This is a genomic window from Rhizorhapis suberifaciens (assembly GCF_014200045.1).
Taxonomy (GTDB): domain Bacteria; phylum Pseudomonadota; class Alphaproteobacteria; order Sphingomonadales; family Sphingomonadaceae; genus Rhizorhapis; species Rhizorhapis suberifaciens.
In genome coordinates, this window is sequence record NZ_JACHOV010000001.1 from 252,419 (window position 1) to 279,102 (window position 26,684).

Genomic DNA, 26,684 nt, shown 5'->3' on the forward strand with positions numbered 1-26,684 from the left:
GCTATGGGCCCCCGCAAACTTCGCTGGCTTACCCGCCACATGCCGACGCATGATACGATCCGCGCCAATCGCTTTCTTGCGCCCTTCGCCAACCGCATCCTTGCGCCCGAGCTTTGGCGCTTCACCCGGCGCTCCGTTCCGCGGGGCGTGGCGCTCGGTATGCTGGTCGGCATCATCATCCCACTGGCGCAAATCGTATTCGCGGCATTGCTGGCACTTAGCTGCCGCGCCAATGTGCCGGTTGCGGCTGTGACGACCTTCATCACCAATCCCATAACCACGCCGATCCTGTGGCTGGTGGCCTATAAGGTTGGCGACTGGATCCTTCATCTGGACGCCATGACCTATGGACAGCCCTTGAATACCCAGCTCCGCAGCGATCCGGGCAGTTGGCTTCAATGGCTGACTGGCGCCTTTTCGGTTACGGCCTTCGGATTGATCGTATTGGCCGTGATTTTCAGCGCCATCGGCTATGTGGTCGCAGGATGGGGTTGGAAGGCCTGGGTCGCTCGCAAATGGCGCAGGCGCCACAAGCACCGGCGGCATTTGACGCGCCAATCCGAACCGGCGCCGATGTGAATTAAGATTTCCTCAATTGGTTTATTGCAGCATTCCAGGGTTCACCCTCGAAGCAAACCGCCCAGAACTCCGCGCATAATTCGCCCGGCCAGTCCTCCTGCCGATGACTTCCTTCCGCCGCCGAAAATCTGGCGGCCGATCTCGTTGGCAACCTGACGACCGATGGACGAGGATGCGGCGCGCGTCGCGGACTGGATCGCGCGGTCAAGATTGCCTGGTTTATCGGCTTCCTTTCGGGCGGCGGCTTCGGCCCGTGCCTGCTCCTTCAGCTGTGCCTCGCGCGCCTTGGCCGCCTCAGCTTCCGCCTTTTGCGTGGCCGCTTTGGCAACGGCCTGCTGGGCGCGGGCGGCGAGGATTTCCTCGGCTGATTCCCGGTCCACGAGCTCGTCATATTTCCCGGCGCACGGACTTGTGCTCAAGATGATCGCGCGCTCGCGCTCCTCCAGTGGACCAACTCGCGAAGCAGGCGCCTTGATCAATGTTCGTTCGACGGGCGAGGGAGAGCCGTCGGCCTGAAGCACTGAAACCAGCGCCTCACCGATACGCAACTCGGTGATCGCGGTCGCGACGTCGACTTCCGGATTGGCGCGAAAAGTTTCGGCGGCAGCCTTGATCGCCTTTTGATCGCGCGGCGTGAAGGCGCGCAGTGCGTGTTGAACCCGGTTTCCCAGCTGTCCCGCCACATCCTGGGGAATGTCGATGGGATTTTGGGTAATGAAATAAACGCCGACGCCCTTGGATCGGATCAGTCGCACCACTTGCTCTATCTTGTCGAGCAGCGCCTTGGGCGCGTCCTCGAACAGCAAATGGGCCTCGTCAAAGAAGAAGACGAGCTTCGGCCTGTCCGGATCTCCTGTTTCAGGGAGCGTTTCGAATAACTCCGACAGCAGCCAAAGTAGGAAGGTGGCGTATAGCTTCGGGCTCGACATCAGGCGGTCGGCGGCGAGAATGTTGACATAACCGCGGCCATCGCCGTCGCACTGGATCATGTCGGAAATATCAAGGGCAGGCTCGCCGAAGAAATGGCCGGCCCCCTGGCTTTCCAAACTCAGCAACTGGCGCTGGATTGCGCCAATGCTCGCCTTGGTGACATTGCCATATTGCACGGAAAGCGCTTCGGCATTGTTCCCGCACCATATGAGCATGGATTGCAGATCGCCAAGGTCCAGCAAAAGCAGCCCTTGCTCATCCGCGACGCGAAAGGCGATGGACAACACGCCTTCCTGTGTATCGTTCAGCCCCAGCATCCGCGCGAGCAATAGCGGACCCATTTCGGATATGGTCGTGCGGACCGGATGGCCCAGCACGCCGTAGATGTCCCAAAAGATGATCGGATTGTCCCTGTAGACCCAATCGTCCTGCCCTATCTCCTTGGCCCGTGCGGCAAAGATTTCGTGCATCTTTCCTGCGGCAGTTCCGGGAAGCGCAAGTCCGGCCAGGTCGCCTTTCACGTCGGCGACGAATACGGGCACACCGGCGCTGGAAAATCCTTCGACCAGGCCTTGCAGCGTCACCGTCTTGCCGGTGCCTGTGGCGCCCGCAATCAGCCCATGCCGGTTGGCGCGCTGCAGATTTAGCGCCTGTGCCCGGCCGCCCCCCATGCCGAGAAAGATTTCGCCGGATTCGCCCATGGCCCGCTCTCCTGCCGTTTCGGAGCAAGCATAATTGTTTGTCTCTTGTCGGTCGCGGATAAAAATGACGCTCCTGGCCTTTAACGAGTGCATTCGGGCGCATTTGGATAGGAATTTCATAATTCTGTTCTCATCCCCCAACATGGCCATTAAGGCAGATGGGGTTTATTCTTTAGAAGGATATCGAGTGCCGGCGCACGAACTCGCGCATGACAGGGAAGACGTGGCGATGCTGGTCGGAAAGGCGTCGTTGCGCGGCCTTGTTCCGCTGATCGGCATAGGCGCGCTTTTGACGGCCGCGCTCCTTTACTGGATTGTGGATGAGCCGGCCTTTGCGGCGGGTTTTGCCGCTGCCCTGATCGGTGCGGCCGTGCTTGCGTTTTACTTCCGAAAACTCTTTCCGGCCGAAACCGTTATTCACGGCGAACTGCCGGATTGGACCATCGCTCGGGCTGCAGCCGATAGTTCCAACGTCGCCATCGCCGTAACCGACCGCGCCGGAAGGTTGGTGTGCGCCAGCGATTTGTTCGGTGACTGGTTCGATGGCTATCCCACGCCGCCAAGCCTGCCTCTGGACGGTAATGGAGCCGAAAAGCTTGCCGCTGCCGGGCGGGCCGCCTGGCGGGATGGCGCAGGGCGTATCAACGGTCTTGCGAAGGGGGCGCTCCGGGTCGACGTTGAAATCACCCGGACCGGTCGGTCGGAAGATTATCTGCTCTGGCGGTTCATGCCGGTGAAGCAGGCGAACATCATCGACGACTATATGAAGATGCTGCTCGGCGAGGCAGGGCGACAATTTACCGACGCGGGCATTATGGGGGCGCTCATAGGCGGAGAGGGACGCATTCGCGCGGCAAATCCGGCCTTTCTCCTGCGCGCTACCGGACGACACGACGCCGCGATCACCGGGCGGGATTTCGCTTCTTTCATGCGTGTGGACAATAAAGGCCGGGTCTTCTTCGCTCGCGAGGAGCGGAACGCCATTCCCATCCGCCTTCTGCAAATCCCTGTCCGCCGGGACCGTCCCGATGGTCCGATGCTGCTGATGATGCTTGATGAACAGGCGGGCGGCGGCGATGGCGGTAGCGCGCTTTCCTACATCGAAACACTGCTGTCACTTCTGCCCTTTGGTCTTGCCATGGCCGATCGCGATGGCCGCTTCCTCTTCTACAACGAAGCGTTCGCGCGCGCTGCTGGCGTGAAGGAGGGCGAAAAACCATCCTATCCTGGCGACCTCGTGGTTCGCGAAGATCAGTCCGCGGTCGCTGATTCTATCCGTCGCTATGCGGTGGGGCAGCAGCTTTCTGGCGACATTGCCGTCCGCATGCGTTCTCAACCCGACGAACCTATCGCGCTCAGCCTTGCCGGCGTCAGGGGCCTGGGCGAAGCGGCCGTTCTACTCAGCCTGAAGGACAATAGCGAAGAATCGAAGCTGAAACGTCAGGTCGCTCAAGCAACCAAGATGCAGGCCATCGGACAGCTTGCCGGCGGCGTCGCGCATGACTTCAACAATATTCTGACTGCGATCATCGGCCATTGCGATCTGATGATGATGCGCCACACGCCGGGCGACAGCGACTATGACGATATCCAGCAAATCAAGGGCAACTCCAACCGAGCGGCCAGCCTTACGCGCCAACTTCTGGCCTTTTCCCGTCAGCAGACCCTGCGGCCGCAGATATTGCAGTTGCCCGACGTCATATCCGAAGTTTCGAACCTGCTTCGCCGCCTGATGGGCGACACGGTTACGCTGGACGTTAGCCACGGCCGCAATTTAGGCGCGGTCCGCGCCGATCCCGGACAACTTGAACAGGTCATAGTCAACCTTGCCGTCAACGCCCGCGATGCTATGCCGGAGGGTGGCAAGCTGCTGATCCAGACGTTTGGCGTTACCGCAGGACAGGTGCGCGAGATGCGGAGCGAGTTTCTGCCGGTGGGCGATTATACCGCGCTCCGCGTCACCGATACCGGCACGGGCATTCCGCCCGAGATCCTGGCCAAGATCTTCGAGCCTTTCTTTACGACCAAGGAAGTGGGGAAGGGCACGGGTCTTGGTCTTTCCACGGTCTATGGTATCGTCAAACAGTCGGGCGGATATATTTTCGCGGATTCCGAACAAGGGAAGGGCACCAGTTTTACCATCTATCTCCCGGTCTACGCCGCCCCTGCGCCTGCTATCGCCAAGGCAAAGCCTCAGGAAAAGAAAAACGAACTTTGGGGTACGGGGACAATCTTGCTGGTGGAGGATGAGGACATGGTGCGCTCCGTTGCCGAACGGGCGCTCACGCGGCAAGGTTACAAGGTGCTGACGGCCAATGATGGGGAGGAGGCGCTGGAAGTGCTTGCCCGCGGTGAGGAGATACACCTCATGATCTCGGATGTGGTCATGCCCAATATGGACGGTCCCTCCATGGTCCGCCACGCTCGTGCCGCACACCCCGATCTGCCCGTTTTGTTCATGTCGGGCTATGCGGAAGAGCAGTTGCGTAAATCCATCGACATTGACAATGTGTCCTTTCTCCCAAAGCCATTCTCCGTGACGCAGCTTGCCGAGGCTGCACGCGATGCGCTTGGCAACGGGTAATTTATCTGAGATAGCCAGCAAGATCAAAGGGTTAGGGCAAGACAAACACATGCTGGATCGCAAGAGCATATTGATCGTCGAAGACGAGCCGATGATCGGCCTGATGGTGGAGGATTTTCTCGACAGCCTGGGCTATGATGTTGCGGGCATCGCGGATGGGTTGATCACCGCTTGCCGCTATGCACGGCTTGGCGGCTTCGATGCGGCTATTCTGGATGTGAATCTGGCCGGCGAAATGGTGTGGCCCGCAGCGGACATTTTAATGGAAAAGGGCGTTCCTTTCCTGTTCGTCACCGGCGGCAGTTCGGAGGATGTTCCCGTTCGCTTTGCGACCTGTGCACGGCTGGAAAAGCCCTTTACCATGGCGACCGTAGAACATGCTCTGGGACAACTCTTCGCAATTTCATAGGGCCGGTTCCGGCAATCGCATTTAGCATATGTTTAAATGAGCGGTGCGAAAGGCAAACGTCGCCAGAAGGGGTTCACTGTCCGCAAAATAAAAATCGTTCTCCTATTGTTCCGTTAGAACATATGCGGTACATCGAAGTCACGCGTTGATTGGAACGCGCGATCAACCTAGGAGGGAGCGGGGCTATGGCCGCACAGCTCAAACTTATCGATTCCGAGGAAAAAAAAGCCAATATGGATAGACAAAAAGCTCTCGAAGCAGCGTTGTCGCAAATTGATCGCGCCTTTGGCAAAGGCTCTGCCATGAAGCTGGGCAGCCGTGAAAAGATGGAGATTGAGGCGATCTCCTCCGGATCGCTGGGTCTTGATATCGCACTGGGCATCGGCGGCCTTCCGCGCGGACGTATCATTGAGATTTACGGCCCGGAAAGCTCAGGCAAGACTACTTTGGCGCTGCACGCGATTGCTGAGGCGCAGAAAGGCGGTGGCACCGCTGCTTTCGTCGACGCCGAACATGCGCTTGATCCCATTTACGCTAAAAAATTGGGTGTGGATATTGATGAACTCATCGTATCGCAGCCCGATACGGGCGAACAGGCGCTAGAAATCGTCGATACGCTGGTCCGCTCCAATGCAATCGACGTTTTGGTGGTGGACTCGGTCGCAGCGCTTGTTCCGCGCGCGGAAATCGAAGGCGAAATGGGCGATAGTCATGTCGGTCTTCAGGCGCGTCTCATGTCCCAGGCATTACGCAAGCTGACCGGTTCCATCAGCCGCTCGCGCTGCATGGTGATCTTTATCAACCAAGTCCGCATGAAGATCGGCGTCATGTACGGCAATCCTGAAACAACGACCGGCGGTAATGCGCTGAAATTCTACGCTTCGGTTCGCCTTGACATCCGCCGCACTGGCCAGATCAAGGATCGTGACGATATTGTGGGTAACACCACGCGCGTGAAGGTCGTGAAGAACAAGGTTGCGCCGCCTTTCAAGCAGGTCGAATTCGACATCATGTATGGCGAAGGTATTTCCAAGATCGGCGAAATTCTTGACTTGGGTGTCAAGGCCGGCCTGGTTGAAAAGTCCGGCGCCTGGTTCAGCTACGACTCCGTCCGTATTGGTCAGGGCCGCGAAAATGCGAAGACTTTCCTCAAGGAAAATTCCGAGCTTTGCGCCAAGCTGGAAAAGGCGATCCGGGGCAAGACCGAAAGTGTTGCAGAGGCCATGATGTCCGGCCCCGATGCGGACGACGACGGCGAATAAATGCAAATCCCTCTCTCCGAAAAAAGCGGAGGGATGCAGGCATTTTTTTTTGGAGTGGCTGGCGCAAAATCGGAATCCCTTCCGTCCCTCCGAGCGAAGTCGAGGGCGCTGGCCAAGCCTGAGCGTGTCTCGACTTCGCTCGGGAGGTACGGGCATTGATGCAGATTTGATGGCACCTCACTCTAAATCGACATGGAAGAGCAGGTTCAACAACATCAGCCTGCCAGCGAGAACGCCAAATGTTCCACCAGCCGCTTCAGTCCGGCGACATCCTCCTGATCGAACCGTGCTGGAACGGGGCTGTCGAGATCCAATACCCCCAATAGCCGTCCGGCATGAACAACCGGCACCACGATCTCCGAACGTGACTCCGCATCGCAAGCAATATGTCCGGGAAAGCTATGCACATCCGCGACGCACTGGGTCTCACCACTCAGAGCGGCGGTGCCGCACACGCCCTGACCCAAGGGGATGCGAAGACAGGCGGGCTTTCCTTGAAACGGTCCCAGCACCAGTTCGTCGTTGATCAGCCGGTAAAAGCCCGCCCAGTTCAACCCCGGCATATATTGCCATATCAGCGCCGCGACATTGGCCATGTTGGCAATCGGGTCCGGCTCGCTATGCGTCAATGCCTGCGCGGCCGTTAAAAGCTCCGCATAAAGGTCCGCCTTGGATGCTGCGAGATCAATGTCGAACGTAAACATGGTTCGTCTCCGTCAATCCAGTTGCACCTTGCCGCGCCCCTTCTTGATGGCACCCCGCGCAACCTTACCCTCGACCCGTTTCGCCTTGGCCGATCTGCTCGGCTTGGTCTTGATCCTTGGCGCTTGCCGTTCATGCGCTTTGGCGATCATGTCGACCAGCCGTTCCCGTACATCTTGCCGATTTGCATCTTGCGTACGAAAGCGTTGCGCCGTCAGAACCAGCACGCCCTCATTTGTCACACGTGATCCAGCCAGCGCCTTCAATTGCCGAAAGGCATAGGGCGGGAGCCCCAGGTGATACAGATCGACCCGCAACTGAACGGCAGTCGCCACCTTGTTCACATTCTGGCCGCCCGGACCGCTGGCGGTGATGAATCGTTCCTCGATGGCATCCGCCGGTAGCTGATATTTTTCCCGATCAAACATCGAGCAGTTCAGGCCCAAAACCCGCGGCGATAAAACGATCCGGCAGAGGGGCAGTGGCTTCTACCGGCGGTTTCCCTTCTCTCAACAGTGAAAGGAAATGACTATGCAGCAACATCGGTCCCTTGCTCCGGCCGGTCCCATAGACCGGATCGCCCACGATCGCTGCGCCCAGTCCGTAAAGCGCATGCGCCCGGATCTGATGCGTCCGCCCGGTTTCCGGAAAGAAACGAATGAAGCTACGGCCATCCTTTTCCGCAAGTTTTTCCCACCGCGTCACCGCTGATTTGCCGCGCGGATCGACCACCATGCGCCAGCCCTCCTCAGCGCTGCTCACCTTCATGAGTGGCAGATCGATCAATCCCGAAGCGTCGGCGGGCACGCCCTCCACCACGGCGACATAGCCCTTCACGACCTGTCGCGCCTCAAAGGCGGCGGCGAAGCGTTTGTGCGCCTTTGGGTTCCGCGCCAGCAACAGGCAGCCGCTGGTGTCACGATCGAGTCGATGCACCGCTGTGGGCCAACGCTGAAACCCGAAGGTCAGGCTGGCGAGATGGTTCTCAAGGCTCAGGCCGCCATTTTTCGGCGGATCGACGGCAAGGCCCGCGGGCTTGTCGAGGACCAGCGCCTCGCCGTCACAGAATATCACACGATCAGAAAGCATGGCACCGCTCTCGCACCCAAGCCCGCCGGGCGCAATGTCCAATTTTCGGGCGTGGTGAGGAACTATAACATGATTATCTTGGATTGAACCGTTCGTTCCGGACCCGAGTGCCTGCAAGGCAGGCGCTCGGGATAACGTCAGCCGAAGGTCGAAGTCGAAGGAAGTTGACTTGGCTCAACCTGTCTCAACTTCGCTCGACACGAGCGGTGGTGAGACAATTTAAATGATCATACTTTAGCGCTGCTTCACGATACAATCGGCGTCGGCCTTTCTCACGGTCGCACATAGCTTTAGCGCGGCGGACTGGCTGGCAACGGGCCCCGCCTGCAGCCGAGTGACGGCATTTTCCTTCACCAGATAGGGTTGATAGGCGTCCAGGCCTTTCACGCGCGTCAACAGGTTAGTCCAAAGCGTGCGCGCCTTGGCCTCGTCGCTGAACGCACCGAGTTGAACGCGCCAGTTGCCGGCGGGCAATGTGGCGGACTTGGTGGCTGGAGTTGGCGCCTTGGCGACTGCTGGCTTCTCTACCGGTTTCGTTGAAGGCTTGGCAGCGGGAACAGCCGGAGCGGGGATCGGCTGCACCATGGGCGTGCCTGCCACCGTAGAGGGCGGCAGATCTGTGGGCAGGATCGGCTTGGGTTTGGCGGAACTGGTGGAAGCGAACGGCGCGCCCGCGCTCGTTCCCGTTGCTGGTTGCTGCGGCATCTTCGTGCCGGCCAGCATGTTGCTGCGCTCCTGCTTTTCAAGTTCGGCGGCGAGCTTGGTGGCTTCTTGCCGCTGATCCATCGGAATATATTGGTCCATCAAAGCAAGGCTCGTCGTCGCTTGGGGCAGGCCTTGCGCCACGGCGCGGGTCATCATCGCATAACCGCGAACCCAGTCCTTTTGTACATTTTCACCATTGAAGAGGGCGGTGCCCAAAATATATTGCGCCCGGGGTTCTCCGCGACTGGCCGACTTCTGGATATAGGGCATCGCCTCTGGGCGTTTTCCCGACCGGAAAAGCAGCAAGCCATAATTGTCTTCCGCCCGAACGTGTCCTTGGGCAGCCGCTTTCCGGAACCATTCCGTTGCGACCGGCAAATCCATCGGGACGCCCCAGCCAAGTTTATAAGCCTGGCCCAGATTGAACTGCGCATCGGCATCACCTGCATTGGCTGCGGGACGCCATTTCGCGATCGCGGCGGTGTAATCGGCGCGTTGCCAGGCCTCTACGCCGGCTTTGACGTCGGCCGCGCTGTTCTTGACCTGCGCAATGACAGGCATTGCACAGGCAAGACATGCGCCGCCGATCACCGAAAAAAACAACTTCACGTACATGGCCTCCCACCCCAAAAAGCCCAATTCAATATCGCTATATATATCAGCAGCCGGTTAATTCTACATCGACCATAAAGCGACCGCACGGAATTGCCATTTGGTGCTCTTGCGCCATTAACCAGATGTTAGCGGCCGGCGTGGCAATCATCATGAAACTCCGCAATTCAAGGGGAAGATTGTGCGCGTCCTAGCTTTGGCATCGCAAAAAGGCGGATCCGGCAAGACAACTTTGTCAGGTCATCTCGCCGTTCAGGCACAAAATGCAGGCGCTGGCCCGGTTGTCCTGATCGATATCGATCCGCAGGGCTCGCTGGCGGATTGGTGGAACGAACGGGAGGCCGAATATCCCGCCTTTGCGCAAACCACTGTGGCTCGGCTCGCGTCCGATCTGGAGATCCTTCGTCAGCAAGGCTTCAAGCTGGCGGTCATCGACACGCCGCCCGCCATTACCATGGCGATCCAAAGCGTCATTTCCGTTGCTGAACTGATCGTCGTGCCGACCCGGCCTAGCCCGCATGACTTGCGGGCGGTTGGCGCCACGGTCGATCTTTGCGAACGTGCAGGCAAGCCGCTTATTTTCGTGGTGAACGCCGCGACGCCAAAGGCGAAGATCACGTCGGAGGCTGCGGTCGCACTTTCCCAGCATGGGACCGTCGCTCCAGTGACGCTGCATCATCGCACTGACTTCGCCGCGTCGATGATCGATGGCCGGACGGTGATGGAAGTCGATCCCAAAAGCCGGTCCGCTCAGGAAGTGGTGGCGCTCTGGAGCTATGTTTCCGACCGACTGGAAAAGAATTTCCGCCGCACAGTCTTTGCCACTCCGCAAATGGCGAGCGGGCATTTGGGCGCGCCGCGGCCGATGGGCGGCTTTGGCCGCCGCGTGATTGGCCAGTAAAGTGAGGGATGTGAACATGGGCGAACCAAAACCATTTGCCTCTCTCACCTCGGGTTTGCTGGCTCGCAAGGGTGCGGCCAAGCCGGCGATGCGGCGTCAATATATGGGCGGCATGGGGGGCATGACCCTCGGCCATGAAGACCTTGGCTGGAACGACATGGGCGAGGATAGCGATACCGCGCCCGTCGTGAATCAGCCCCATGCGGGTCTGTCGCCGCTGCCGAGCCACACGCCAGTGGCAGAGCCGGAGCCTCCGGTAGCGCTCGTCGATGAGCTAGTCGTTGCTCCCGTTGAGGTGCCTGCAATAGTCGAACAGCGCCAGATGCTGGTGGAAAAGGTCGGACAGTTCGAGGAAGAAGCCTCCGCCACCAAGGCAGGGACGGCGAAGGCCAGGTCCAAATCCACGGGGCCAGGGCAGCGCCAGGCGAAGGCGGCGTTCACCCTCCGTCTCGATCCGGATCGTCATCTGAAACTGAGGCTTGCCTGCGCAGTCACCAATCGTTCGGCGCAACAGTTGGTAATCCAGGCGCTGGACGAACTTCTGCAACAATCGCCGCATGTGGAACAACTCGCCGGGCAATTGAAGCCACGGCGTGCAGCCAGAGCCTGATCAGGGAACAAGGCATGAAACGCTCAGCTTTCTTCAAATTCGCAGCGTCGTCCTTCATTTTGGGGGCCACTATGGCTGGCTGCGCCACAACGTCTTCGCCGGGAAGCAGGGGGATTGCCGCGCTTAACGTCGATCAGCCGGGCAAGCTTTCCAAGACGGTGGCGTCGGCTGAAGCTGCAGTCGCGGCCAGTCCGAATGACGCGCACCTCCGTGCAGCGCTGGGCCAGGTCTATCTCAATGAAGGCCGATTTGCGTCCGCCGAAACCAGCTTTGAAGGCGCCATTTCACTCGGCCAGACGGATGCCCGGACGGTGATCGGCCTTGCCATGTCCCGCATAGCGGGGGGACGGAGCGACGCCGCCCACGACCTTTTGCAACAGAATATGGATGTCGTTCCTGCGGCCGATTATGGCCTTGCCATGGCGCTGACCGGCGATACGGATGAGGGGCTTCGCATTCTCTGGGCCGAAGCGCGGCAGCCCGATGCTACGGCAAAGGTGCGCCAAAACCTTGCCTACACGCTCGCGCTGGCGGGCCGTTGGAAAGAATCGAAGCTGGTTGCCAGCCAGGATCTTTCCCCCGCCGATGCAGGCAAGCGCGTAACGGAATGGGCCGTGCTCGCCCGCCCCGGGGCTCATGCGCAGCAGGTAGCGCAGCTTATCGGCGTCACGCCCCAGGCCGACCCTGGCCTTCCCGTCGCGCTGGCGTTGAACGCAGCGGCTGAACCCGCAACGGTTCAAATGGTGTCAGCGCCCGAGCTCACCCCCCCAGCCTATTCTCCGGAACCTGCGGCTGAAAACGAAAACTTTGCCGAGGTCACGCCCGCTGCTGAACCTGCAAGGCCTGCTTTGGCAATGATCCAGCCCGTATCAATCCCGGCGGCCATGCCTGCGCCAAAGAAAATGCCTTACCGGGCGGGCGGGTCGGGCTATGCCGTGCAGCTCGGTGCGTTCAGCAGCGCCGGAGCCGTCGACCAGGCTTGGCGCAAGCTCAGCAGTCGTTACCAGAATATCCGTAGCTTCACCTCGATTGCCAATCGGACACAGGTTAAAGGCCGCACCTTCCATCGTCTCGCGCTATCCGGCTTCGAAAGCCGCGCCGATGCCGAACGGCTTTGCGGTCAACTAAGGGCGAAGGGCTCCGTTTGCTTTGTTCGCAGCATAAATGGCGCGGCAGCCACTCAATGGGTATCCCGCGATCTGAAGCAAATCGCGTCGCGCGGAACCTGAACAGCCATCAAAACCACATTCCCGATGGGCGGTCAGTTCAAAAACTGGCCGCCCTTCATGATTCTGCGTACCCGTCCCTGTACCGGCATTCGATCGAACGGGGTATTGCCCGCCGCAGCCGCCATCTTGTCGGAGTCCACCTGCCAGGGTGTTTCAGGATCGATCAGGATGATGTCCGCGGCCGCGCCCTCCGCAAAGGTCCCGGCGTTGATGCCAAGTATTCGGGAAGGGTTCGCCGTCAGCAGCGCGAAGAGCCGGTTCATTCCGACAACGCCATCGCGCGCCAGGTTAAGGGACAGCGCCAGCAATGTTTCCGCTCCCGCCATTCCTGGCGCGGCGTCAGCGAAGGGCAGGCGCTTATCCTCTGGTCCGCGGGGATCGTGGCTTGATGAAATGACGTCCACAGTGCCGTCGCTGACAGCGGCCAGCGCGGCCTTGCGGTCCTCCTCGCTCCTCAGCGGCGGGGATAGCCGGGCAAAAGTACGGAAGTCGGAAACCGCATTATCGGATAGAAACAAATATGCAGGGCTGATCCCGCAGGTCACGGCCAGCCCCTCCGCCTTTGCCTTCCGCACCAATTCAAAACCCTGAGCCGTCGTCACATTGCGGAAGTGGATGGCCGCCTTCGCCTGCCGCGCCAGCATGATGTCCCGCGCAATGGCAATGGCCTCTGCACAGGCTGGAGCGCTGGGCAGGCCCAGCCGCGTTGCGGTTTCACCGGATGTCGCCACGGCATGAGCGGTCAGCCCGTCATCTTCGGCATGAGCAATGACAACCAGTTCCAGCGCCGCTGCATAGGTGAGCACCCGGAGCATCACCCCGGAATTTGCGATCCATCGCCGCCCCGTGGCTACGGCCCTGGCTCCGGCCGCTTTCATCATCGCCATTTCGGCTAGTTCACGTCCTTCAAGCCCTCGCGTCGCCGCCGCTAGCGGGTGAACCCAGAAATCCGGCTTACCGGCGCGGGCGGCATGCTGGACCAGCCCCGGATCGTCCAGCACCGGCGACTGATCGGGCATAAGCGCGGCTCGCGTGATGCCGCCGAAATGAAAAGCGGGCTTGTCGGTCTTGAATACGCCCAGATCCACAATGCCCGGTGCCACTAGCAGACCCTTGGCGTCCACCACCTCCGCCTCCGCCGGAACCTCAACTTTGCCCGCCGTTAGGATGGCATCTCCCTTCAACAGCAGGACGCCTGGCTCCACCATGGATCCCGCCGGATCGACCAGGCGGCCATTAGTAATGGCTAAAAGGCGGTTCACGCCCATCCTTCGACCCCCCGTGCGCTGCGCGTAAGCACATCCAGGCAGGCCATGCGTACCGCCACACCCATCTCCACTTGTTCTGTAATGGCGGAACGTTGGGGATGATCGGCGACTCCGCTGGTGATCTCGACGCCCCGGTTCATGGGCCCTGGATGCATGACCAGCGCATCCGGCTTCGCCTTCGCCAGCCGCTCCGGCGTCAGCCCGTAAAGCATATGATATTCGCGCGGGGAGGGGATGAACCCCCCTTCCATCCGCTCGCTTTGAAGCCGCAGCATCATCACCACATCTGCGCCGTTCAGCCCCTCATCGAAGTCGGTAAAGGAGATCGCGCCCATCTGGCCGATTGCGTCCGGCATCAGCGTTGGCGGCGCGATCACCCGCACTTCCGCGCCCAAGGTGGAAAGCCCGATGATATTTGATCGGGCTACACGGCTGTGCAGCACATCGCCGCAAATGGCCACAATCAATCCTTCGATCCGTCCCTTCCGCCGCCGGATGGTCAGCGCGTCGAGCAGCGCCTGAGTGGGGTGCTCATGCCGCCCGTCGCCTGCGTTCAGCACCGGACAATCGACCTTGTCCGCGATCAACTGCACCGCGCCGGAGCTTTGATGCCGGATCACGATCACATCGGCGCGCATGGCGTTCAGCGTCACCGCCGTATCGATCAGCGTCTCGCCCTTCTTCACGCTTGATTGCGCCGCATGCATGTTGACGACGTCCGCGCCCAGCCGCTTGCCAGCAACCTCAAACGACAGCAGCGTGCGCGTACTATTCTCAAAGAATGCGTTCATCTGCGTCAGGCCGGCCAGCCGATCGTCATGCTTGGCCGAGCGGCGGTTGAGCGCCACCCAGTTCTCCGCTTCATCCAGGAGGAAACGGATTTCCCAGGGTTGAAGCTTCTCCATGCCCAACAGATGGCGGTGCGGAAAATTTTCCCGTCCGGTAAGGCCGGACTTGCTGGACTTGGACGGCGAGGATGACTGCATGGCTGCCGGGCTTATTCCAGCAGGGCCAGAAGCTCAAGAGAAAGTGCGGCTCAACGGCAATGGCGGCGGTTCAGCCTCATAGTTCGCGCCCTGCAGCGCGGGCACAATATCCTCGACGCGATCGACAGCGATCCATGCCTGCATGAACTCAGGAGGTGTCAGACCGGCGTCCACCGTGTGCTGAAAAAGGTCGAACAGCGGTTGCCAGAACCCTTCCCGGTTATAGAACACCACAGGCTTGCTATGCAGGTCCAGTCGGCGCCAGGATAAAATTTCGACGATTTCCTCCAGCGTGCCGATCCCGCCCGGCAGCGCCACAAAGGCGTCGGACTGTTCAAACATCCGCATCTTGCGATCGTGCATGCTTTCCACCACGACGTGCTCGACGATCTCAAGAGCACGTTCAGGAGCCACGAGAAATTCAGGGATAAGCCCCAGCACTCGACCACCTGCTTCATGCGCCGCGCGTGCGCAAGCGCCCATCAGGCCAACACCGCCGCCGCCGTAAATGAGCGTCAAACGGGCCTGCGCAAGCGCGCGGCCCAAATGCGCCGCTGAGCGCAGGTAAGCCGGATCGGCGTCCTCAGCCGAGCCGCAGAATACGCACACTGATTGCATCTCGCCCATCCTGTTACCGTCCATGCGCGTCAACAGCCCGCCTTTCCAATCATGAACCAGCAGGGATCGCGTTGACAGGGAGAATTTGCGCCTCGTTATGTTGCGCATCCCCCTGCCAGCTCAGCGGCAGCGGATGGAACTCGCGTGTCTGCCATCGGGCATGATCAAGATACTCCTCGGCTATGCCCTCGATCAGCTGGCGCTGGCGTCGACGGTCCAGTTCAACGATCTGCGGCACTGGAAACCCGTGTTCCCTGGCGAAGCGGATGACATAGCGATATCCATCAATGTCCTCGAGAATGGGATGGGTGGCCGGATCAGACCATAGGGAGACAAGTTCGTCCAGTAATGACGGTTGTCCTTCCCTGTGCTGGAACATCTCCTGAACCCGAGCCCTTGCGCGGGTCAGGAACATGTCGGGATCGCCCAGTTGAAGGCTGTCTGCCCGCCACTGAAAGCGCTCCCAATAGGGGTCCGAAATCATTCTGTTCAGCAGGGATACCGAGCCGCCTTCCAGAATGACCAACTCGCTGCTGACAGCGCACTCGGCTACACGCCGTTTGAGCAACTCATTTGCCTCGTCTGCCGCAATGACGCCTTGGATCAACTTCCGCGAACAGAGATAAATCCTTTGTGTGCCCCGCAGCTCGCTTGGCATCGGTCGGCCGCTTCCGGTCGATATCTCGAAACAGCACTGCACCCGATCCAGTGAAATCACCGGTGCGCCGGTTCGTTCGGCAAGGGCGACAGCGGCCGCAGTTTTGCCGGTGCTGGTGGGCCCTCGGATGAGATGAAGTGTGAAGCTCATCTATGTGTTACCGCCTATTTCGATATGGTGAGAGAAGCCGCGCCTCGTCGCTGGGGAGAGGGTCGGAAGATAGTTGTCGAGCACCTTGACGACCTGCTCGCAGACGCCGCTCTTCCAGTTCCGCGAAAACAGGAAACCGCTCGTCCTGCGTGCCGACGCAGCGGGAATCTCCCATGCGACGCCTCGCTCGCCATCTGTCATGTTCAACAGATCTCGACCGATTTTCGGTTCAGCGGCGTCGTAGAGCAGGCAGGTACGCAGTCCGCGTTTGGCAAGCTTGTCGAATGAATGGGCGGCCTCGCTCAAACGGGCTGGCGATGAGAGCGGCGCTGATGGGTGGATGCAGGCGATATCGTGCGCTGCGATGCTATGATGCCCCCCGTTGATGCCAGTACCGGCGAGGAAGAAATGCTTGCCGCTACGCCCTGCGGGAAGCACCCAGCTGTGATCCGCAGCCTGGCCCAATACACTCGCCTTCAATTGGGAAAAGACCAGGGCAAACTCGAAATCTTCAAAACTGATGACTTCCATAAGGCAAAGAAATTCGAGAATGTCGGCGGTGTCATCGGCGTCATAAAGGGACATGGGATAACAGCCTCATCATTAAAGCAAACAGGCGCGGACCTGCTCCTTCGGGGCGCTACAAGCAGCCATGAAGGCGCCTCGGAAAGTCAATTGTGAACAATCTTTTGGCTTGCGGGGGGTAGGTCTATTCCTATTTGTCAGCAACCGACATTGGGTTCGTTTTGAGAACATTTGATGTCATTTCGAACCTGGCCCTGGCGATAGCGCCGGGAAAACAAGGGCGCGTGATCTTTCCAGATCCCTGATTTCTCTCAGCCAATTTTGATGCAAAGTGGAGCGATCACTCCATCAGCTGCATAGCGCGTCGATTGCCCCCTGCAGGATGTAGCTCGCGGCCAGCTTGTCGACCAACTCGCCCCGGCGTCCTCGGCTGGCGTCGGCATCGATCAGCGTCCGCGTCACCGCCTGCGTCGACCAGCGCTCGTCCCACAGCAATATGGGAAGGCCCAGATCCGTCATATTTCTGGCGAAGGCCCTGCTGGACTGGCTTCGAGGCGATTCGCTTCCGTCCAGGTTGAAGGGTAGTCCGACGACGATCCCTTTCACCTGCTGCTCCCCCATAAATTTGGCCAGCGCAGCCTTGTCCTTGGTGAATTTCGTCCGTGTGAGGGTGTGGGCCGGGCTGGCGATAGACCAGCCGGCATCGCACAGCGCCAGGCCGATAGTCTTCGTGCCTACATCCAGGCCGATCAATCGCCCGCCCGAGGGCAGCGCCGCGCGGAACTGCGTTCTGTCGGCGGTGATCAGCGCGTCAGAAATGACTTTAGCCTTTCATTCGCATCTGCCCGGACATTCGCCCAGAAAAGCGCATAATCATAAACATGGTAATTGTTGCCGGGCAGCACATAGGGGCCAAGCTCTGGCGGATCCCCTATCAGCAAATAGCCTTGTGCGTCGCAACGGGCGGGAACAGCCGCTTGAATTAGCGCAGCGCCGCTCATCTCCTCATCGGGGATTAGTGTGCCAAGGTTCAGATTTGCGGCCGCCTCGCTGTCCGGCGCGCCGGTCAACGGGTTGGTGCAAAGCATGTGGGTGCCCTTCCGCGATTTGCCATTGAAACCGACGCTTGTATCGTAAATCGTCTGAATAGCGGCCGGATCGGCTGGTTCGGCAAAGCTTTGCCAGCTCAAGATGCAACCCGTTTCCGCCTTGTCGCCACAAGCCGGCATCCCCAGGTCAGGCAAGTCATTTTCGACAGAAATCGGCCAGCCAACCACATAGGCGGCGACCACTCTGCTGGCGATGGGGGTTCCGGCGACACGCTCCCGCAACAGCCGGACGAGATGCAGTGCGCCCTGGCTATGCCCGGCAAGGATCAGTGGCCGCTGGGGATTGCGGGCCAGAAACTCGTCAAAGGCGGAAAGGACATCGATATAGGCGGCCGACAATGCCCGCTTTGCCTCCACCTTGCCGGTCAGGAAGGCGCCGAAGGTCGCCTGGCGGTAACGCGGGGCCCAGATCTCACCGGCATTGTTGAATGCACTGGCCTGACTCTGGATGAACAGTTTAGCACGATCCGAGGCTTCAACATCGTCCAGCGGTGCGTTCCAGCTTTCCCGTTCCAGATAGGATGTCGGGTGAATGAAGAATATCGCCGCGGATCCTGCCTTACCAGCTTCAACGCCATGGGGCGTCCAAAGCGCCGGATTATCGTGCGCAATGTCCGGCCGCGCATACCACATGCGCGGCGACTCATAGGCATTCTGCCGCAAGCGCTTCAATGGAACATAGTCAGCGGAGGGAACCATGGCGGCGGTCATCAGCTGCTCGCCCCATATCCGATAGGCAAAGGCGCCAGCCACCACGAGCATGATCAATATGGCTACCAGATAAAGAAATTTGCGGGCCAAATGGCTCTCCGATAACGCAATGTAACTGACAGGGTCGGGGCACGGCTTCCGTCTTCCAAGCACGGATGCCGTTTGTCATGCAAGGGGATTGGGTGAACAACAGCTTGCCGGTTAACTTATTTGAGTGATGTTGTCCCTCGCTTGCAGCCTTTGCGAATAACTGCCCCGTCGTCAACGCCAACCGCGATTATCAATTAAGCACCGGGCAAGTGTTGCCTAACAGGCGCGGACCCTAGATAAGGCGCCATGACAGAACAGACCGGACATTCTCCCAAGCCGATAACCCGAATTCAGGCAAATCTTTTGGCCGCCTCGGAACGCAGGCTTTTACTGTGGTTGTGCAGCCGAATGCCCCTGTGGGTTAAGCCGGATCATCTTACCACCATCGGTGTCGTGGGGGCGGTGGCGATATTCGCCGGCTATGCGGCAAGCAGCTTTGCTGTAGGCTGGCTTTGGCTGGCGATCGGCGGTTATGTCGTGCAATGGTTCGGCGATTCCATGGATGGAAGCCTGGCACGGTATCGTCATGTTGAACGGCCATCCTTTGGCTATTTTATCGATCATAGTTGTGACGGCATTACAACGCTGCTCATCCTCGTTGGAATGGGGTTTAGTCCATATATAAGGCTGGACGTCGCTCTGATCGCGCTTGCGGGCTACTTGCTGCTTTCCGTTCACGCCTATCTTGCTGCCCGTGTAATGGGCGAACTGAAGCTTTCCTATCTCGCCGCGGGACCTACCGAGCTCAGGCTGGTCCTTATAACGCTGACCTTGGCTATGATGGCCTTTGGCCCGGCACCGGCCCTGTTCGCTCCGGCTTCGGGCTTCGATCTCTTTGTCGGGTCCGTCGGAATAATATTCATCCTGCTTTTCCTCACTCAAACGCTTGTGACGGCCCGGCGGCTTGCTTCCAGGGAGAGCTGAATCCTCTGGCGGCGGCAATCCCTATGCAGGAAGCTCAAGTTTTCTGGCGTTTGCGGATTGCCACTCTACACCCTAACATCTTGTGCAGCGGATTGGGGAGGGCATGATATGGAAGTCGATGATCAGCAGGGCTGGGCTTTCAGGACATGGCTCCTCTTTCTGCTGGGCGGTGTCGCAGGGATCGTCGTTCACTGGCTGGGAGACAGCGTCGCGGGATCGCCCCCGGACAGTTTCCGCCTTGCGCTCGCGACCCTCATCGGCACTGGAGTGACGGTGTTCGGCTTTACGCTGGAGCGCCGGGAATGGCGTTCGACGGCGACTTTTTCCCTGTTGGCCGCTCTGGTCGTATCCTCCGTCATTTATTGGAATGGTGGCCCTGACGACTGGTACGCCGCCAATGGCTGGCGGCTCCTTTGTGCGGCTATTGCGGTCGCCATCGCCGCGCCACTGTTCCAGTCCTGGCGTGAACGGTCGGAGGGTGCGTTCGATTGGCGAACAGCCTTTCCCTACGCGTCTGTGCATGATCGCGCTTGGACTACCGTGGTCCTGTGGTTTCTGGCCTGGGCCTTTGCCGGCATCGTCATGTTGCTGGCGTTGCTCCTTTCAGAACTGTTCCAATTGATCGGCATCACATTCCTGAGAGAGGCGCTTCGCGAGGATTGGTTCATCATGGGCCTGTTGGGAGCAGCACTCGGCGCGGGCATTGGACTGCTGCGGGACCGCGACCGAATGCTTGCCATGCTTCAACGGGTAGCGATGACCATATTTTCGGTGCTGGCCCCGATATTGGGCGCTGGATTGTTGCTGTTCGTTCTAGCCCTTCCGTTCACCGGATTGACGCCGCTATGGGATGCGACCCGCTCCACGACGCCCATTCTTCTTTCCACAATCAGTGCCGCCATTCTGCTTATCAATGCCGTGATCGGCGATTCGACCGAAGATGAGGCAAAGTTGCCCGCGTTGCGCTGGGGCGCGATGGCTCTGGGCGCGACGATTTTGCCACTCGCCGTGATTGCGGCGATATCGACCGGGCTCCGGATCGGCCAATATGGCCTCACTCCCGACAGATTGTGGGCGGTGGTGTTTACCGCCATCGCCATGGCGTTCGGCGTTGCCTATGCGGTTGCGTTGGCATGGAAGCGCGCGGGCTGGGCCATGCCTCTTCGAAGGGCGAATTTGGTGCTGGCGATCCTGCTCTGCGGCATAGCGTTCATACTTTCGACGCCGCTCTTGAGTTTTGGGGCGCTCTCCACCCGGGACCAGGTTGCGCGGCTGAAAGATGGGCGGACGCCGCTGGGCCGCTTCGACTGGGCGGCTCTCTGGTTCGACTTTGGTCCAACCGGAAAGCAGGCCGTGCGGGACCTCGCAAAAAGCGGCAACGCTGAAATCCGCAAACGTGCGAAGGAGATTCAGCAGGCCAAATATCGGTGGGACGCGACGGAGCTTGACCAGCGCCGCATCGCCGCCGAAACGCTCGACCGCAGGCTGACCATCCTGCCGGCAAAGGTGGCGTTACCGGAAGACCTTCAGACACGCCTTTCAGGCAGTGACATGTGCGGACCTTCCCAAAGCTGCGTTCTGCTGTACCGCCCTAGCGAAAGCAGCGCGGTGTTGATCACCACGCCTTGCGACAATTGCGACCCAATGGTGCGGCCTATCTATGCGCTCAATGGTCGGTGGCAGGAGCAACAGGGCAGTGGACCCGTTGCGGTCTGGCCAGTCATTTCCGCGCGCCAGGCTTCTCCAAGCGAAGCGGAGCGCCAAGCCATTGCGGAAGCCATAAGGCAGGGCAAGGTGGACATCCGCCCGGTCCGGCGCCGCCAGCTTTTCATTGATGGGAAAGCCGCCGGTCAGCCCTTTGAATAGGAAAGCGGCTTGAAGCAATGCTGAGCGGGTGCTAGCGGCTGGACATGTCTGTCGATCATGCAACCGTCAAGAAAATCGCCAGCCTCGCTCGCCTCGCGATCAGTGATGCCGAGGCCGATGCGCTGGTGCCCGAACTCAACAATATCCTTGGCTGGGTGGAACAGCTTGGGGAGGTAGACGTCACTGGCGTAGAGCCGATGACCGCCGTTATTCCCAAGAAGCTGTATCTGCGAGAGGATATCGTGACTGACGGCAATGTCCGCGAAAAGGTGCTCGCCAACGCGCCGCAAGCTGAACATGGCTTCTTTGCCGTGCCCAAGGTGATCGAATAATGACCGACTTCACCGATCTCACCGTCGCCAGCATCCGCGATGGCTTCCGCAAGGGCGACTTTACCGCGCGCGAAGTAGCGGAGGCGTTCAATGCCAATGTCGCAGCCGCCAGGGCCTTGAATGCCTTTATCGTCGAAACACCGGATCACGCGCTTGCCGCCGCCGATGCCGCGGATAAGGCGCGGACCGACGGAAAGCTGCTGCCGTTATCTGGCGTTCCTATCGGCATGAAGGACCTTTTCTGCACACAGGGTGTCCAGACAACCGCCGCCAGCCATATTCTGGAAGGTTTCGTTCCCACTTATGAATCTACCGTTTCCCGCCATTTGTTCGAGGCCGGGGCCGGGATGCTCGGGAAGCTCAATCTCGATCAGTTCGCGATGGGCTCCTCCAATGAGACGAGCTATTTCGGAAATGTGATTTCGCCCTGGCGCCGCGCCGACGGCGGCAACGCCGACCTGGCTCCCGGCGGCTCTTCCGGCGGCAGTTCTTCGGCAATTTCCGCGCGTCTCTGCCCAGCGGCGACCGGCACCGACACGGGCGGCTCCATCCGGCAGCCGGCAGCCTTCACGGGCATTTCCGGTATCAAGCCGACATACGGCCGTTGCTCGCGCTGGGGCATCGTCGCTTTCGCCAGCTCGCTCGATCAGGCAGGGCCAATGGCCCGCGATGTGCGCGATTGCGCAATCATGTTGGAAAATATGGCGGGCTTCGACCCGCGTGACGCGACCTCGCTCGACCTGCCGGTACCGCAATGGGAAGCCGGCCTTTCCAGTGACCTGAAGGGTAAGCGCGTTGGCATACCCAAAGAGTATCGCGTCGCTGGCATGCCTGCCGAGATCGAGGCGCTCTGGGAGCAGGGTATCGCGTTCCTGAAGGATGCGGGAGCGGAGATCGTCGAGGTCTCCTTGCCTCACACCCAATACGCGTTGCCGACCTATTATATCATCGCTCCCGCAGAGGCGTCGTCCAACCTCGCACGCTATGATGGTGTCCGCTACGGACATCGTGAACTTCCAGAAGGAGCGGGTCTGCAGGACATGTACGCCGCCACCCGCGCTGCCGGTTTTGGCGCGGAGGTGAAGCGCAGAATCATGATCGGCACCTATGTGCTCAGTGCCGGTTTCTACGACGCCTATTACACACAGGCACAGAAAGTCCGCACCTTGATCGCCCGCGATTTCGAAAAGGTGTGGGAAAGCTGTGACCTGCTGCTGACCCCCACTGCCCCCAGCGCGGCCTTCGCGTTGGGAGAAAAGCAGGCCGACCCGCTGGCGATGTATTTGAACGACGTCTTCACCGTTCCTGCTTCGCTGGCCGGCCTCCCGGCGATGTCGGTGCCTGGCGGCCTCGACGCGCAGGGCTTGCCGCTGGGTCTCCAAATCATCGGCAAGCCCCTGGATGAGCAGGGGGTGCTGAATGCAGGCTTCGCGATAGAGGAACGAGCGAATTTCACCGCGCGGCCGGGGAAGTGGTGGTGAGGGGGAGGCATCAAGGCGATGATATGGCCTTTGAAGCTCAGGAGGCGGAGCGGGTTTTTGACTTCGTTAATCTAACCTTCGGGGCTTTCTTAAGTGCTTATCTTGGAGTGCAACTGGCTCAATCACCTCCGGATTTTGACAGGGTGATCAGAATTGGAGCGTTGCTTGTTGAAATAGGTTTTGTTGGGCTGAGCCTCAGGTCGTTGGGTATCGCGCTTATTCGAGGCATATCGACAACGAAATTTACGGTTGCGAGCGCGACCGCGTTGATGACGGGCGGTGCCGCTTATGTGCTGACCTGCCGTGAGTTAGGCTATCCGATGACCATAATGGGGGTGATTGGTTTGGCTTGGCTGACCGCTCCTCTAATAGGCTTGATACCTCTGATATTCCGTCGATGGATCAAAATTTATGACTGAGTCAACCTACCGAATCCAGGGCGCAACCGGCGAGTGGGAGGTCGTGATCGGCCTTGAAGTGCATGCCCAGGTGACCAGCCAGGCGAAGCTCTTCTCCGGCGCGGCCACAGCCTTCGGTGCGGAGCCCAACAGCCAGGTGAGCCTGGTCGATGCCGCCATGCCGGGCATGCTGCCCGTTCCCAACCGCGAATGCATCCGGCAGGCCGTTCGCACCGGCATGGCGATCAATGCGGTCATCAATCAGTGGTCGCGCTTCGACCGGAAGAATTATTTCTACGCCGACCTTCCGCAAGGATATCAGATCAGCCAGCTCTACCATCCGCTGGTGGGCGAAGGCGAGATCGAAGTGACGCTGGACGAAAAGGATCCGGACAGCCCGACCAAGCGCATCGGCATAGAGCGTATCCATGTCGAACAGGACGCGGGCAAGCTGATGCATGATCAGCATCCGACGCGGTCCTATGTCGATCTCAACCGCTCGGGCGTAGCACTGATGGAGATCGTCAGCCGTCCCGATATGCGTTCTCCGCAGGAGGCGGGCGCCTACCTGCGCAAGCTTCGCGCGATCCTGCGCTATGTCGGCTCATGTGACGGCAATATGGAGGAAGGTTCCATGCGCGCCGACGTCAACGTGTCGGTTCGTAAGCCCGGGGAAGAACTCGGCACCCGCACAGAGACGAAGAATGTCAACTCGGTCCGCTTCGTCATGCAGGCCATAGAATATGAAGCGAACCGCCAAGTCGATGTGCTGGAATCGGGCGGCAAGATTGTCCAGGAAACCCGTCTCTTCGATCCCGACAAGAGCGAAACCCGGTCCATGCGGTCAAAGGAAGACGCGCATGATTACCGCTATTTTCCCGATCCCGACCTGTTGCCCCTGGAATTGGACGAGGATTTTCTCGCCGAATGCCGCAAGTCGCTTCCGGAACTTCCTGATGCCAAGCGCCGCCGCTATGAAACGGAACTCGGCCTCACCTCCTACAACGCAGCTGTCCTGACCGCAGAAGCCGAAACCGCCCGCTGGTTCGAGGCACTTCTGGCCGAAGGCGCACGCATCCAGAAGAAGAGCGAGGGCGAAGTAGCGAAAGCCTCCGCCAACTGGCTGCTCTCCGAACTGTTCGGCGCATTGAACCGCCTCGGCAAGACGCTGGACGACAGCCCTGTCAGTCCCCAGCAGGGGGCTGAACTGTTGGCGCTGGTGGCTGATGGCACCCTTTCCGGCACACTTGCCAAGCAGGTGTTCGAAATCATGCTGGAAACCGGCGACAGTCCGGAAAAGATTGTCGAAGAAAAGGGTCTCAAGCAGACCTCCGACACAGGCGCTATCGAAGAAGTGATCGCAGGCGTCCTTTCCGCCAACGCCGACATGGTCGAACAGTATCGCGGCGGCAAGGAAGCTTTGTTCGGCTTCTTCGTCGGGCAGACGATGAAGGCGATGGGCGGCAAGGCCAATCCGAAGGTCGTGAATGAATTGTTGAAGAAGGCATTGGGTTGATAGGTCTATGCCTTAATCTTGCATATTTATGACTTTTTGCCCATGAAATAGCCTGATGCAAACGATGCATTGGGGGAGTGCATGCGTAGAACGATAGCAATTGGGTCGGCGACAATTCTCTTTGCAACTGGGAATTCGGCAGCACTCGCCAGAGAATATTATTATTTTTACAAGCCAAATGTCTCGCGTGACGAATATGTCGCGGACCGTTCAGAATGTGATCGCCTGTCCGGAGGTGTGACAGCCAAAGGCGCGGGTCTGCCCTCCACATATTACATGCCGCGTAACAGCAATCTTACCGCTGGCCAAAACGCCATTGCCGCCGGTCTGGCAGGTTTGTTTACCGGCCTGATGTCAGGTTCTGCTGTTAGAAAAACCACCAATACGGTCGAACGAACATGCATGGCGGACAAGGGATACTTACGATACGCTGTTGATAAACTTGTAGTGAAGAACATAGAAAAGCTGAGTAGAATAGAAGATCGTGTGGAACATTACTTCGCATTGGCGACTGCCGGTCTGCCCGTAGGAAAGAGGATAGTCGAATGATGCGTCGGTTAATTTCTTTATTTTCACTTCTCGTAATGATGGCTGCTCCCGTGGCAGCAAAAGAAGCGCCCATCGATCCCCTGGGAGCATATATTTTGGTGGAAGTTCAGAACCTTGATGATGCGTTCATGAAAGGAACGAAAGCGCCCGGCGTCCTGACGTTCGCCCGCTATGACCCCATCAGGGCTGATATCCGGGGCGGCCATCTTTCGCCCGAAACCGCCCCTCCCGCCGGAGACGACGTGCGAGTGACTCTTTCGAAAAAGCCAGTTATGAAGAGTAAGGCCGCTCGCCTTTATCTTGTAAAAGTTGTTCCTGACACTTGGATTGTTGAGGGTGCAAACGGCACAGCATTTTCTCTGGGAAGTATGTCGTTTGCGATTGCTCCCGGTCAAATTGTTGATTTGGGGGTGATGAAGCCTTCTATTGATTGGGCTGAAGGAGAAAAGCCCAAGAGCAGGGCGGCAGGTCTCATAGGCGCTATGCTTTTTGGTTCTTTCGCGCCCAAGGAGCAGCGTCCGGTCCGCATCGATTGGCATAAGCGAGGAGTGAGTGATATTGCGATGCCGTCAGTTTTGGCGGGTCGTTCGGTAACGGCTGTCCAATTTGCTCCTAATCACAAGTTCGGAAACTATCTTGGGGGTTTGGTCAATCGTTTTGGAGGTCGTTCCAGCCGGCCCGGTGCAAGCCCGCAAACAGTAAGCGCGGATACGCTATCTAACGGCTCACAATGACTTAGCGTCAATCCGGCGGAGGCGGCGTTTCGATTGGCCCCCGGTCGGGCTTGTCGTAATCCGGTTTCTCCGGCGCGATCTCCGGGGGTTCCTGGAACGGCGTCTCGCTCGGCGGGCTGTCGGGCGGGGTTTCGGGCGGCGACTGGGGCTCGATGCGGTCTGGCTGCGGAATTTCGGGGTTGGTGGCCATTGGCGAACTCTCCTTTTAAAACATAATATATGCCTGCCGCGTAGGTTCCTGAGGTCGTTCGCCGCCAGCCCTTGCCCTTGGCTCGCATCTGATCTATGCCGCGCCAACCGGCGACCGATGCGGGCGTGGCGAAACTGGTAGACGCGCCAGATTTAGGTTCTGGTATCGAAAGATGTGGGGGTTCAAGTCCCTTCGCCCGCACCAGTTTCGCCGTTAGCTCGCGCACTGGCCACGCCAGCCAAATTCAAGCTTTAGAAAGCGTTAGA

Annotated in this window: 28 protein-coding genes and 1 tRNA gene; 16 read left to right on the forward strand and 13 right to left on the reverse strand. The window is 59.3% G+C overall.

Going from position 1 to position 26,684, the window contains the following annotated elements; translation table 11 throughout:
• The first annotated feature begins 3 nt into the window (after positions 1 to 3).
• A complete protein-coding gene (locus tag HNQ99_RS01295) occupies positions 4 to 579 on the forward strand; it encodes a DUF2062 domain-containing protein (RefSeq protein WP_246414322.1) in 576 nt (191 codons plus the stop codon).
• Positions 580 to 620: 41 nt separating this feature from the next.
• Here HNQ99_RS01295 and HNQ99_RS01300 read toward each other — a convergent pair whose 3' ends face one another.
• The gene (locus HNQ99_RS01300) at positions 621 to 2,210 is read right to left on the reverse strand and encodes a helicase HerA-like domain-containing protein (protein ID WP_184473826.1); all 1,590 of its coding nucleotides are present in this window, start codon (positions 2,208 to 2,210) and stop codon (positions 621 to 623) included.
• A gap of 229 nt (positions 2,211 to 2,439) precedes the next feature.
• On the opposite strand from HNQ99_RS01300, the gene HNQ99_RS01305 reads away from it, so the two are divergent.
• The 3 genes from HNQ99_RS01305 to recA all read left to right on the forward strand — a co-directional run bounded on the left by HNQ99_RS01305 (position 2,440) and on the right by recA (position 6,465).
• Complete coding sequence (locus tag HNQ99_RS01305; protein WP_184474022.1) at positions 2,440 to 4,794, forward strand: hybrid sensor histidine kinase/response regulator; 2,355 nt, start codon at positions 2,440 to 2,442, stop codon at positions 4,792 to 4,794.
• A 49-nt stretch (positions 4,795 to 4,843) separates the two neighbouring features.
• Positions 4,844 to 5,203 carry a response regulator gene (locus tag HNQ99_RS01310; protein WP_184473827.1) on the forward strand — a complete coding sequence of 120 codons (360 nt, stop codon included), beginning with the start codon at positions 4,844 to 4,846 and terminating at the stop codon, positions 5,201 to 5,203.
• A 185-nt stretch (positions 5,204 to 5,388) separates the two neighbouring features.
• Positions 5,389 to 6,465 (forward strand): recombinase RecA, encoded by a 1,077-nt coding sequence (recA, locus tag HNQ99_RS01315; protein WP_184473828.1) that lies wholly within the window; start codon positions 5,389 to 5,391, stop codon positions 6,463 to 6,465.
• A 215-nt stretch (positions 6,466 to 6,680) separates the two neighbouring features.
• Here recA and HNQ99_RS01320 read toward each other — a convergent pair whose 3' ends face one another.
• The 4 genes from HNQ99_RS01320 to HNQ99_RS01335 all read right to left on the reverse strand — a co-directional run bounded on the left by HNQ99_RS01320 (position 6,681) and on the right by HNQ99_RS01335 (position 9,576).
• Positions 6,681 to 7,169 (reverse strand): GAF domain-containing protein, encoded by a 489-nt coding sequence (locus HNQ99_RS01320; RefSeq protein ID WP_184473829.1) that lies wholly within the window; start codon positions 7,167 to 7,169, stop codon positions 6,681 to 6,683.
• A gap of 12 nt (positions 7,170 to 7,181) precedes the next feature.
• On the reverse strand, positions 7,182 to 7,595 hold the full coding sequence (arfB, locus tag HNQ99_RS01325) for an alternative ribosome rescue aminoacyl-tRNA hydrolase ArfB (protein WP_184473830.1): 414 nt from the start codon (positions 7,593 to 7,595) through the stop codon (positions 7,182 to 7,184).
• A complete protein-coding gene (locus tag HNQ99_RS01330) occupies positions 7,588 to 8,256 on the reverse strand; it encodes an RluA family pseudouridine synthase (RefSeq protein ID WP_184473831.1) in 669 nt (222 codons plus the stop codon). Before HNQ99_RS01330 ends, arfB begins: the two co-directional genes overlap by 8 nt.
• 234 nt (positions 8,257 to 8,490) lie before the next feature.
• Positions 8,491 to 9,576 (reverse strand): SPOR domain-containing protein, encoded by a 1,086-nt coding sequence (locus tag HNQ99_RS01335; protein WP_407692289.1) that lies wholly within the window; start codon positions 9,574 to 9,576, stop codon positions 8,491 to 8,493.
• A 178-nt stretch (positions 9,577 to 9,754) separates the two neighbouring features.
• On the opposite strand from HNQ99_RS01335, the gene HNQ99_RS01340 reads away from it, so the two are divergent.
• The 3 genes from HNQ99_RS01340 to HNQ99_RS01350 are packed head-to-tail and all read left to right on the forward strand — an operon-like array spanning position 9,755 to position 12,313.
• Positions 9,755 to 10,474 (forward strand): AAA family ATPase, encoded by a 720-nt coding sequence (locus tag HNQ99_RS01340; protein WP_184473832.1) that lies wholly within the window; start codon positions 9,755 to 9,757, stop codon positions 10,472 to 10,474.
• A gap of 16 nt (positions 10,475 to 10,490) precedes the next feature.
• Complete coding sequence (locus tag HNQ99_RS01345; protein WP_184473833.1) at positions 10,491 to 11,084, forward strand: hypothetical protein; 594 nt, start codon at positions 10,491 to 10,493, stop codon at positions 11,082 to 11,084.
• Between the two features lie 14 nt (positions 11,085 to 11,098).
• A complete protein-coding gene (locus tag HNQ99_RS01350) occupies positions 11,099 to 12,313 on the forward strand; it encodes an SPOR domain-containing protein (protein ID WP_184473834.1) in 1,215 nt (404 codons plus the stop codon).
• A 32-nt stretch (positions 12,314 to 12,345) separates the two neighbouring features.
• On the opposite strand, the gene HNQ99_RS01355 is transcribed toward HNQ99_RS01350, so the two are convergent.
• The 7 genes from HNQ99_RS01355 to HNQ99_RS01385 all read right to left on the reverse strand — a co-directional run bounded on the left by HNQ99_RS01355 (position 12,346) and on the right by HNQ99_RS01385 (position 18,428).
• The gene (locus HNQ99_RS01355) at positions 12,346 to 13,521 is read right to left on the reverse strand and encodes a dihydroorotase (protein WP_407692293.1); all 1,176 of its coding nucleotides are present in this window, start codon (positions 13,519 to 13,521) and stop codon (positions 12,346 to 12,348) included.
• Positions 13,522 to 13,571: 50 nt separating this feature from the next.
• Positions 13,572 to 14,567, reverse strand: a complete 996-nt coding sequence (locus HNQ99_RS01360; RefSeq protein ID WP_184473836.1) for an aspartate carbamoyltransferase catalytic subunit — start codon at positions 14,565 to 14,567, stop codon at positions 13,572 to 13,574.
• A gap of 33 nt (positions 14,568 to 14,600) precedes the next feature.
• Positions 14,601 to 15,209, reverse strand: coding sequence for an LOG family protein (locus HNQ99_RS01365; RefSeq protein ID WP_184474024.1), 609 nt, complete (start codon positions 15,207 to 15,209; stop codon positions 14,601 to 14,603).
• Positions 15,210 to 15,234: 25 nt separating this feature from the next.
• Complete coding sequence (locus HNQ99_RS01370; protein ID WP_184473837.1) at positions 15,235 to 15,993, reverse strand: isopentenyl transferase family protein; 759 nt, start codon at positions 15,991 to 15,993, stop codon at positions 15,235 to 15,237.
• Positions 15,994 to 16,578 carry a hypothetical protein gene (locus HNQ99_RS01375; RefSeq protein ID WP_184473838.1) on the reverse strand — a complete coding sequence of 195 codons (585 nt, stop codon included), beginning with the start codon at positions 16,576 to 16,578 and terminating at the stop codon, positions 15,994 to 15,996.
• 288 nt (positions 16,579 to 16,866) lie between these two features.
• Positions 16,867 to 17,325 carry a Holliday junction resolvase RuvX gene (gene ruvX / locus HNQ99_RS01380; protein WP_184474025.1) on the reverse strand — a complete coding sequence of 153 codons (459 nt, stop codon included), beginning with the start codon at positions 17,323 to 17,325 and terminating at the stop codon, positions 16,867 to 16,869.
• Complete coding sequence (locus HNQ99_RS01385) at positions 17,322 to 18,428, reverse strand: DUF3089 domain-containing protein (RefSeq protein ID WP_184473839.1); 1,107 nt, start codon at positions 18,426 to 18,428, stop codon at positions 17,322 to 17,324. The genes ruvX and HNQ99_RS01385 overlap by 4 nt, the downstream gene beginning before the upstream one ends.
• Before the next feature lie 246 nt (positions 18,429 to 18,674).
• On the opposite strand from HNQ99_RS01385, the gene HNQ99_RS01390 reads away from it, so the two are divergent.
• From HNQ99_RS01390 to HNQ99_RS01425, 8 genes are all read left to right on the forward strand, one after another.
• Positions 18,675 to 19,352, forward strand: a complete 678-nt coding sequence (locus HNQ99_RS01390) for a CDP-alcohol phosphatidyltransferase family protein (protein WP_184473840.1) — start codon at positions 18,675 to 18,677, stop codon at positions 19,350 to 19,352.
• Positions 19,353 to 19,460: 108 nt separating this feature from the next.
• The gene (locus HNQ99_RS01395) at positions 19,461 to 21,218 is read left to right on the forward strand and encodes a DUF4153 domain-containing protein (RefSeq protein ID WP_184473841.1); all 1,758 of its coding nucleotides are present in this window, start codon (positions 19,461 to 19,463) and stop codon (positions 21,216 to 21,218) included.
• 44 nt (positions 21,219 to 21,262) lie between these two features.
• The gene (gatC, locus tag HNQ99_RS01400) at positions 21,263 to 21,550 is read left to right on the forward strand and encodes an Asp-tRNA(Asn)/Glu-tRNA(Gln) amidotransferase subunit GatC (RefSeq protein ID WP_184473842.1); all 288 of its coding nucleotides are present in this window, start codon (positions 21,263 to 21,265) and stop codon (positions 21,548 to 21,550) included.
• The gene (gatA, locus tag HNQ99_RS01405; protein WP_184473843.1) at positions 21,550 to 23,031 is read left to right on the forward strand and encodes an Asp-tRNA(Asn)/Glu-tRNA(Gln) amidotransferase subunit GatA; all 1,482 of its coding nucleotides are present in this window, start codon (positions 21,550 to 21,552) and stop codon (positions 23,029 to 23,031) included. The genes gatC and gatA overlap by 1 nt, the downstream gene beginning before the upstream one ends.
• A 23-nt stretch (positions 23,032 to 23,054) precedes the next feature.
• On the forward strand, positions 23,055 to 23,450 hold the full coding sequence (locus HNQ99_RS01410) for a hypothetical protein (RefSeq protein ID WP_184473844.1): 396 nt from the start codon (positions 23,055 to 23,057) through the stop codon (positions 23,448 to 23,450).
• Complete coding sequence (gene gatB / locus HNQ99_RS01415) at positions 23,443 to 24,945, forward strand: Asp-tRNA(Asn)/Glu-tRNA(Gln) amidotransferase subunit GatB (RefSeq protein ID WP_184473845.1); 1,503 nt, start codon at positions 23,443 to 23,445, stop codon at positions 24,943 to 24,945. The genes HNQ99_RS01410 and gatB overlap by 8 nt, the downstream gene beginning before the upstream one ends.
• Positions 24,946 to 25,026: 81 nt before the next feature.
• Positions 25,027 to 25,494, forward strand: a complete 468-nt coding sequence (locus HNQ99_RS01420; RefSeq protein WP_184473846.1) for a hypothetical protein — start codon at positions 25,027 to 25,029, stop codon at positions 25,492 to 25,494.
• On the forward strand, positions 25,491 to 26,228 hold the full coding sequence (locus HNQ99_RS01425; protein WP_184473847.1) for a hypothetical protein: 738 nt from the start codon (positions 25,491 to 25,493) through the stop codon (positions 26,226 to 26,228). The genes HNQ99_RS01420 and HNQ99_RS01425 overlap by 4 nt, the downstream gene beginning before the upstream one ends.
• Before the next feature lie 7 nt (positions 26,229 to 26,235).
• Here the strand turns inward: HNQ99_RS01425 and HNQ99_RS01430 are convergent, their stop codons facing one another.
• Positions 26,236 to 26,418, reverse strand: a complete 183-nt coding sequence (locus HNQ99_RS01430) for a hypothetical protein (protein ID WP_184473848.1) — start codon at positions 26,416 to 26,418, stop codon at positions 26,236 to 26,238.
• Between the two features lie 119 nt (positions 26,419 to 26,537).
• Between HNQ99_RS01430 and HNQ99_RS01435 the strand changes: the two genes are divergently transcribed.
• Positions 26,538 to 26,622: transfer RNA gene (locus tag HNQ99_RS01435), tRNA-Leu, on the forward strand.
• The last annotated feature ends 62 nt before the right edge of the window (positions 26,623 to 26,684 follow it).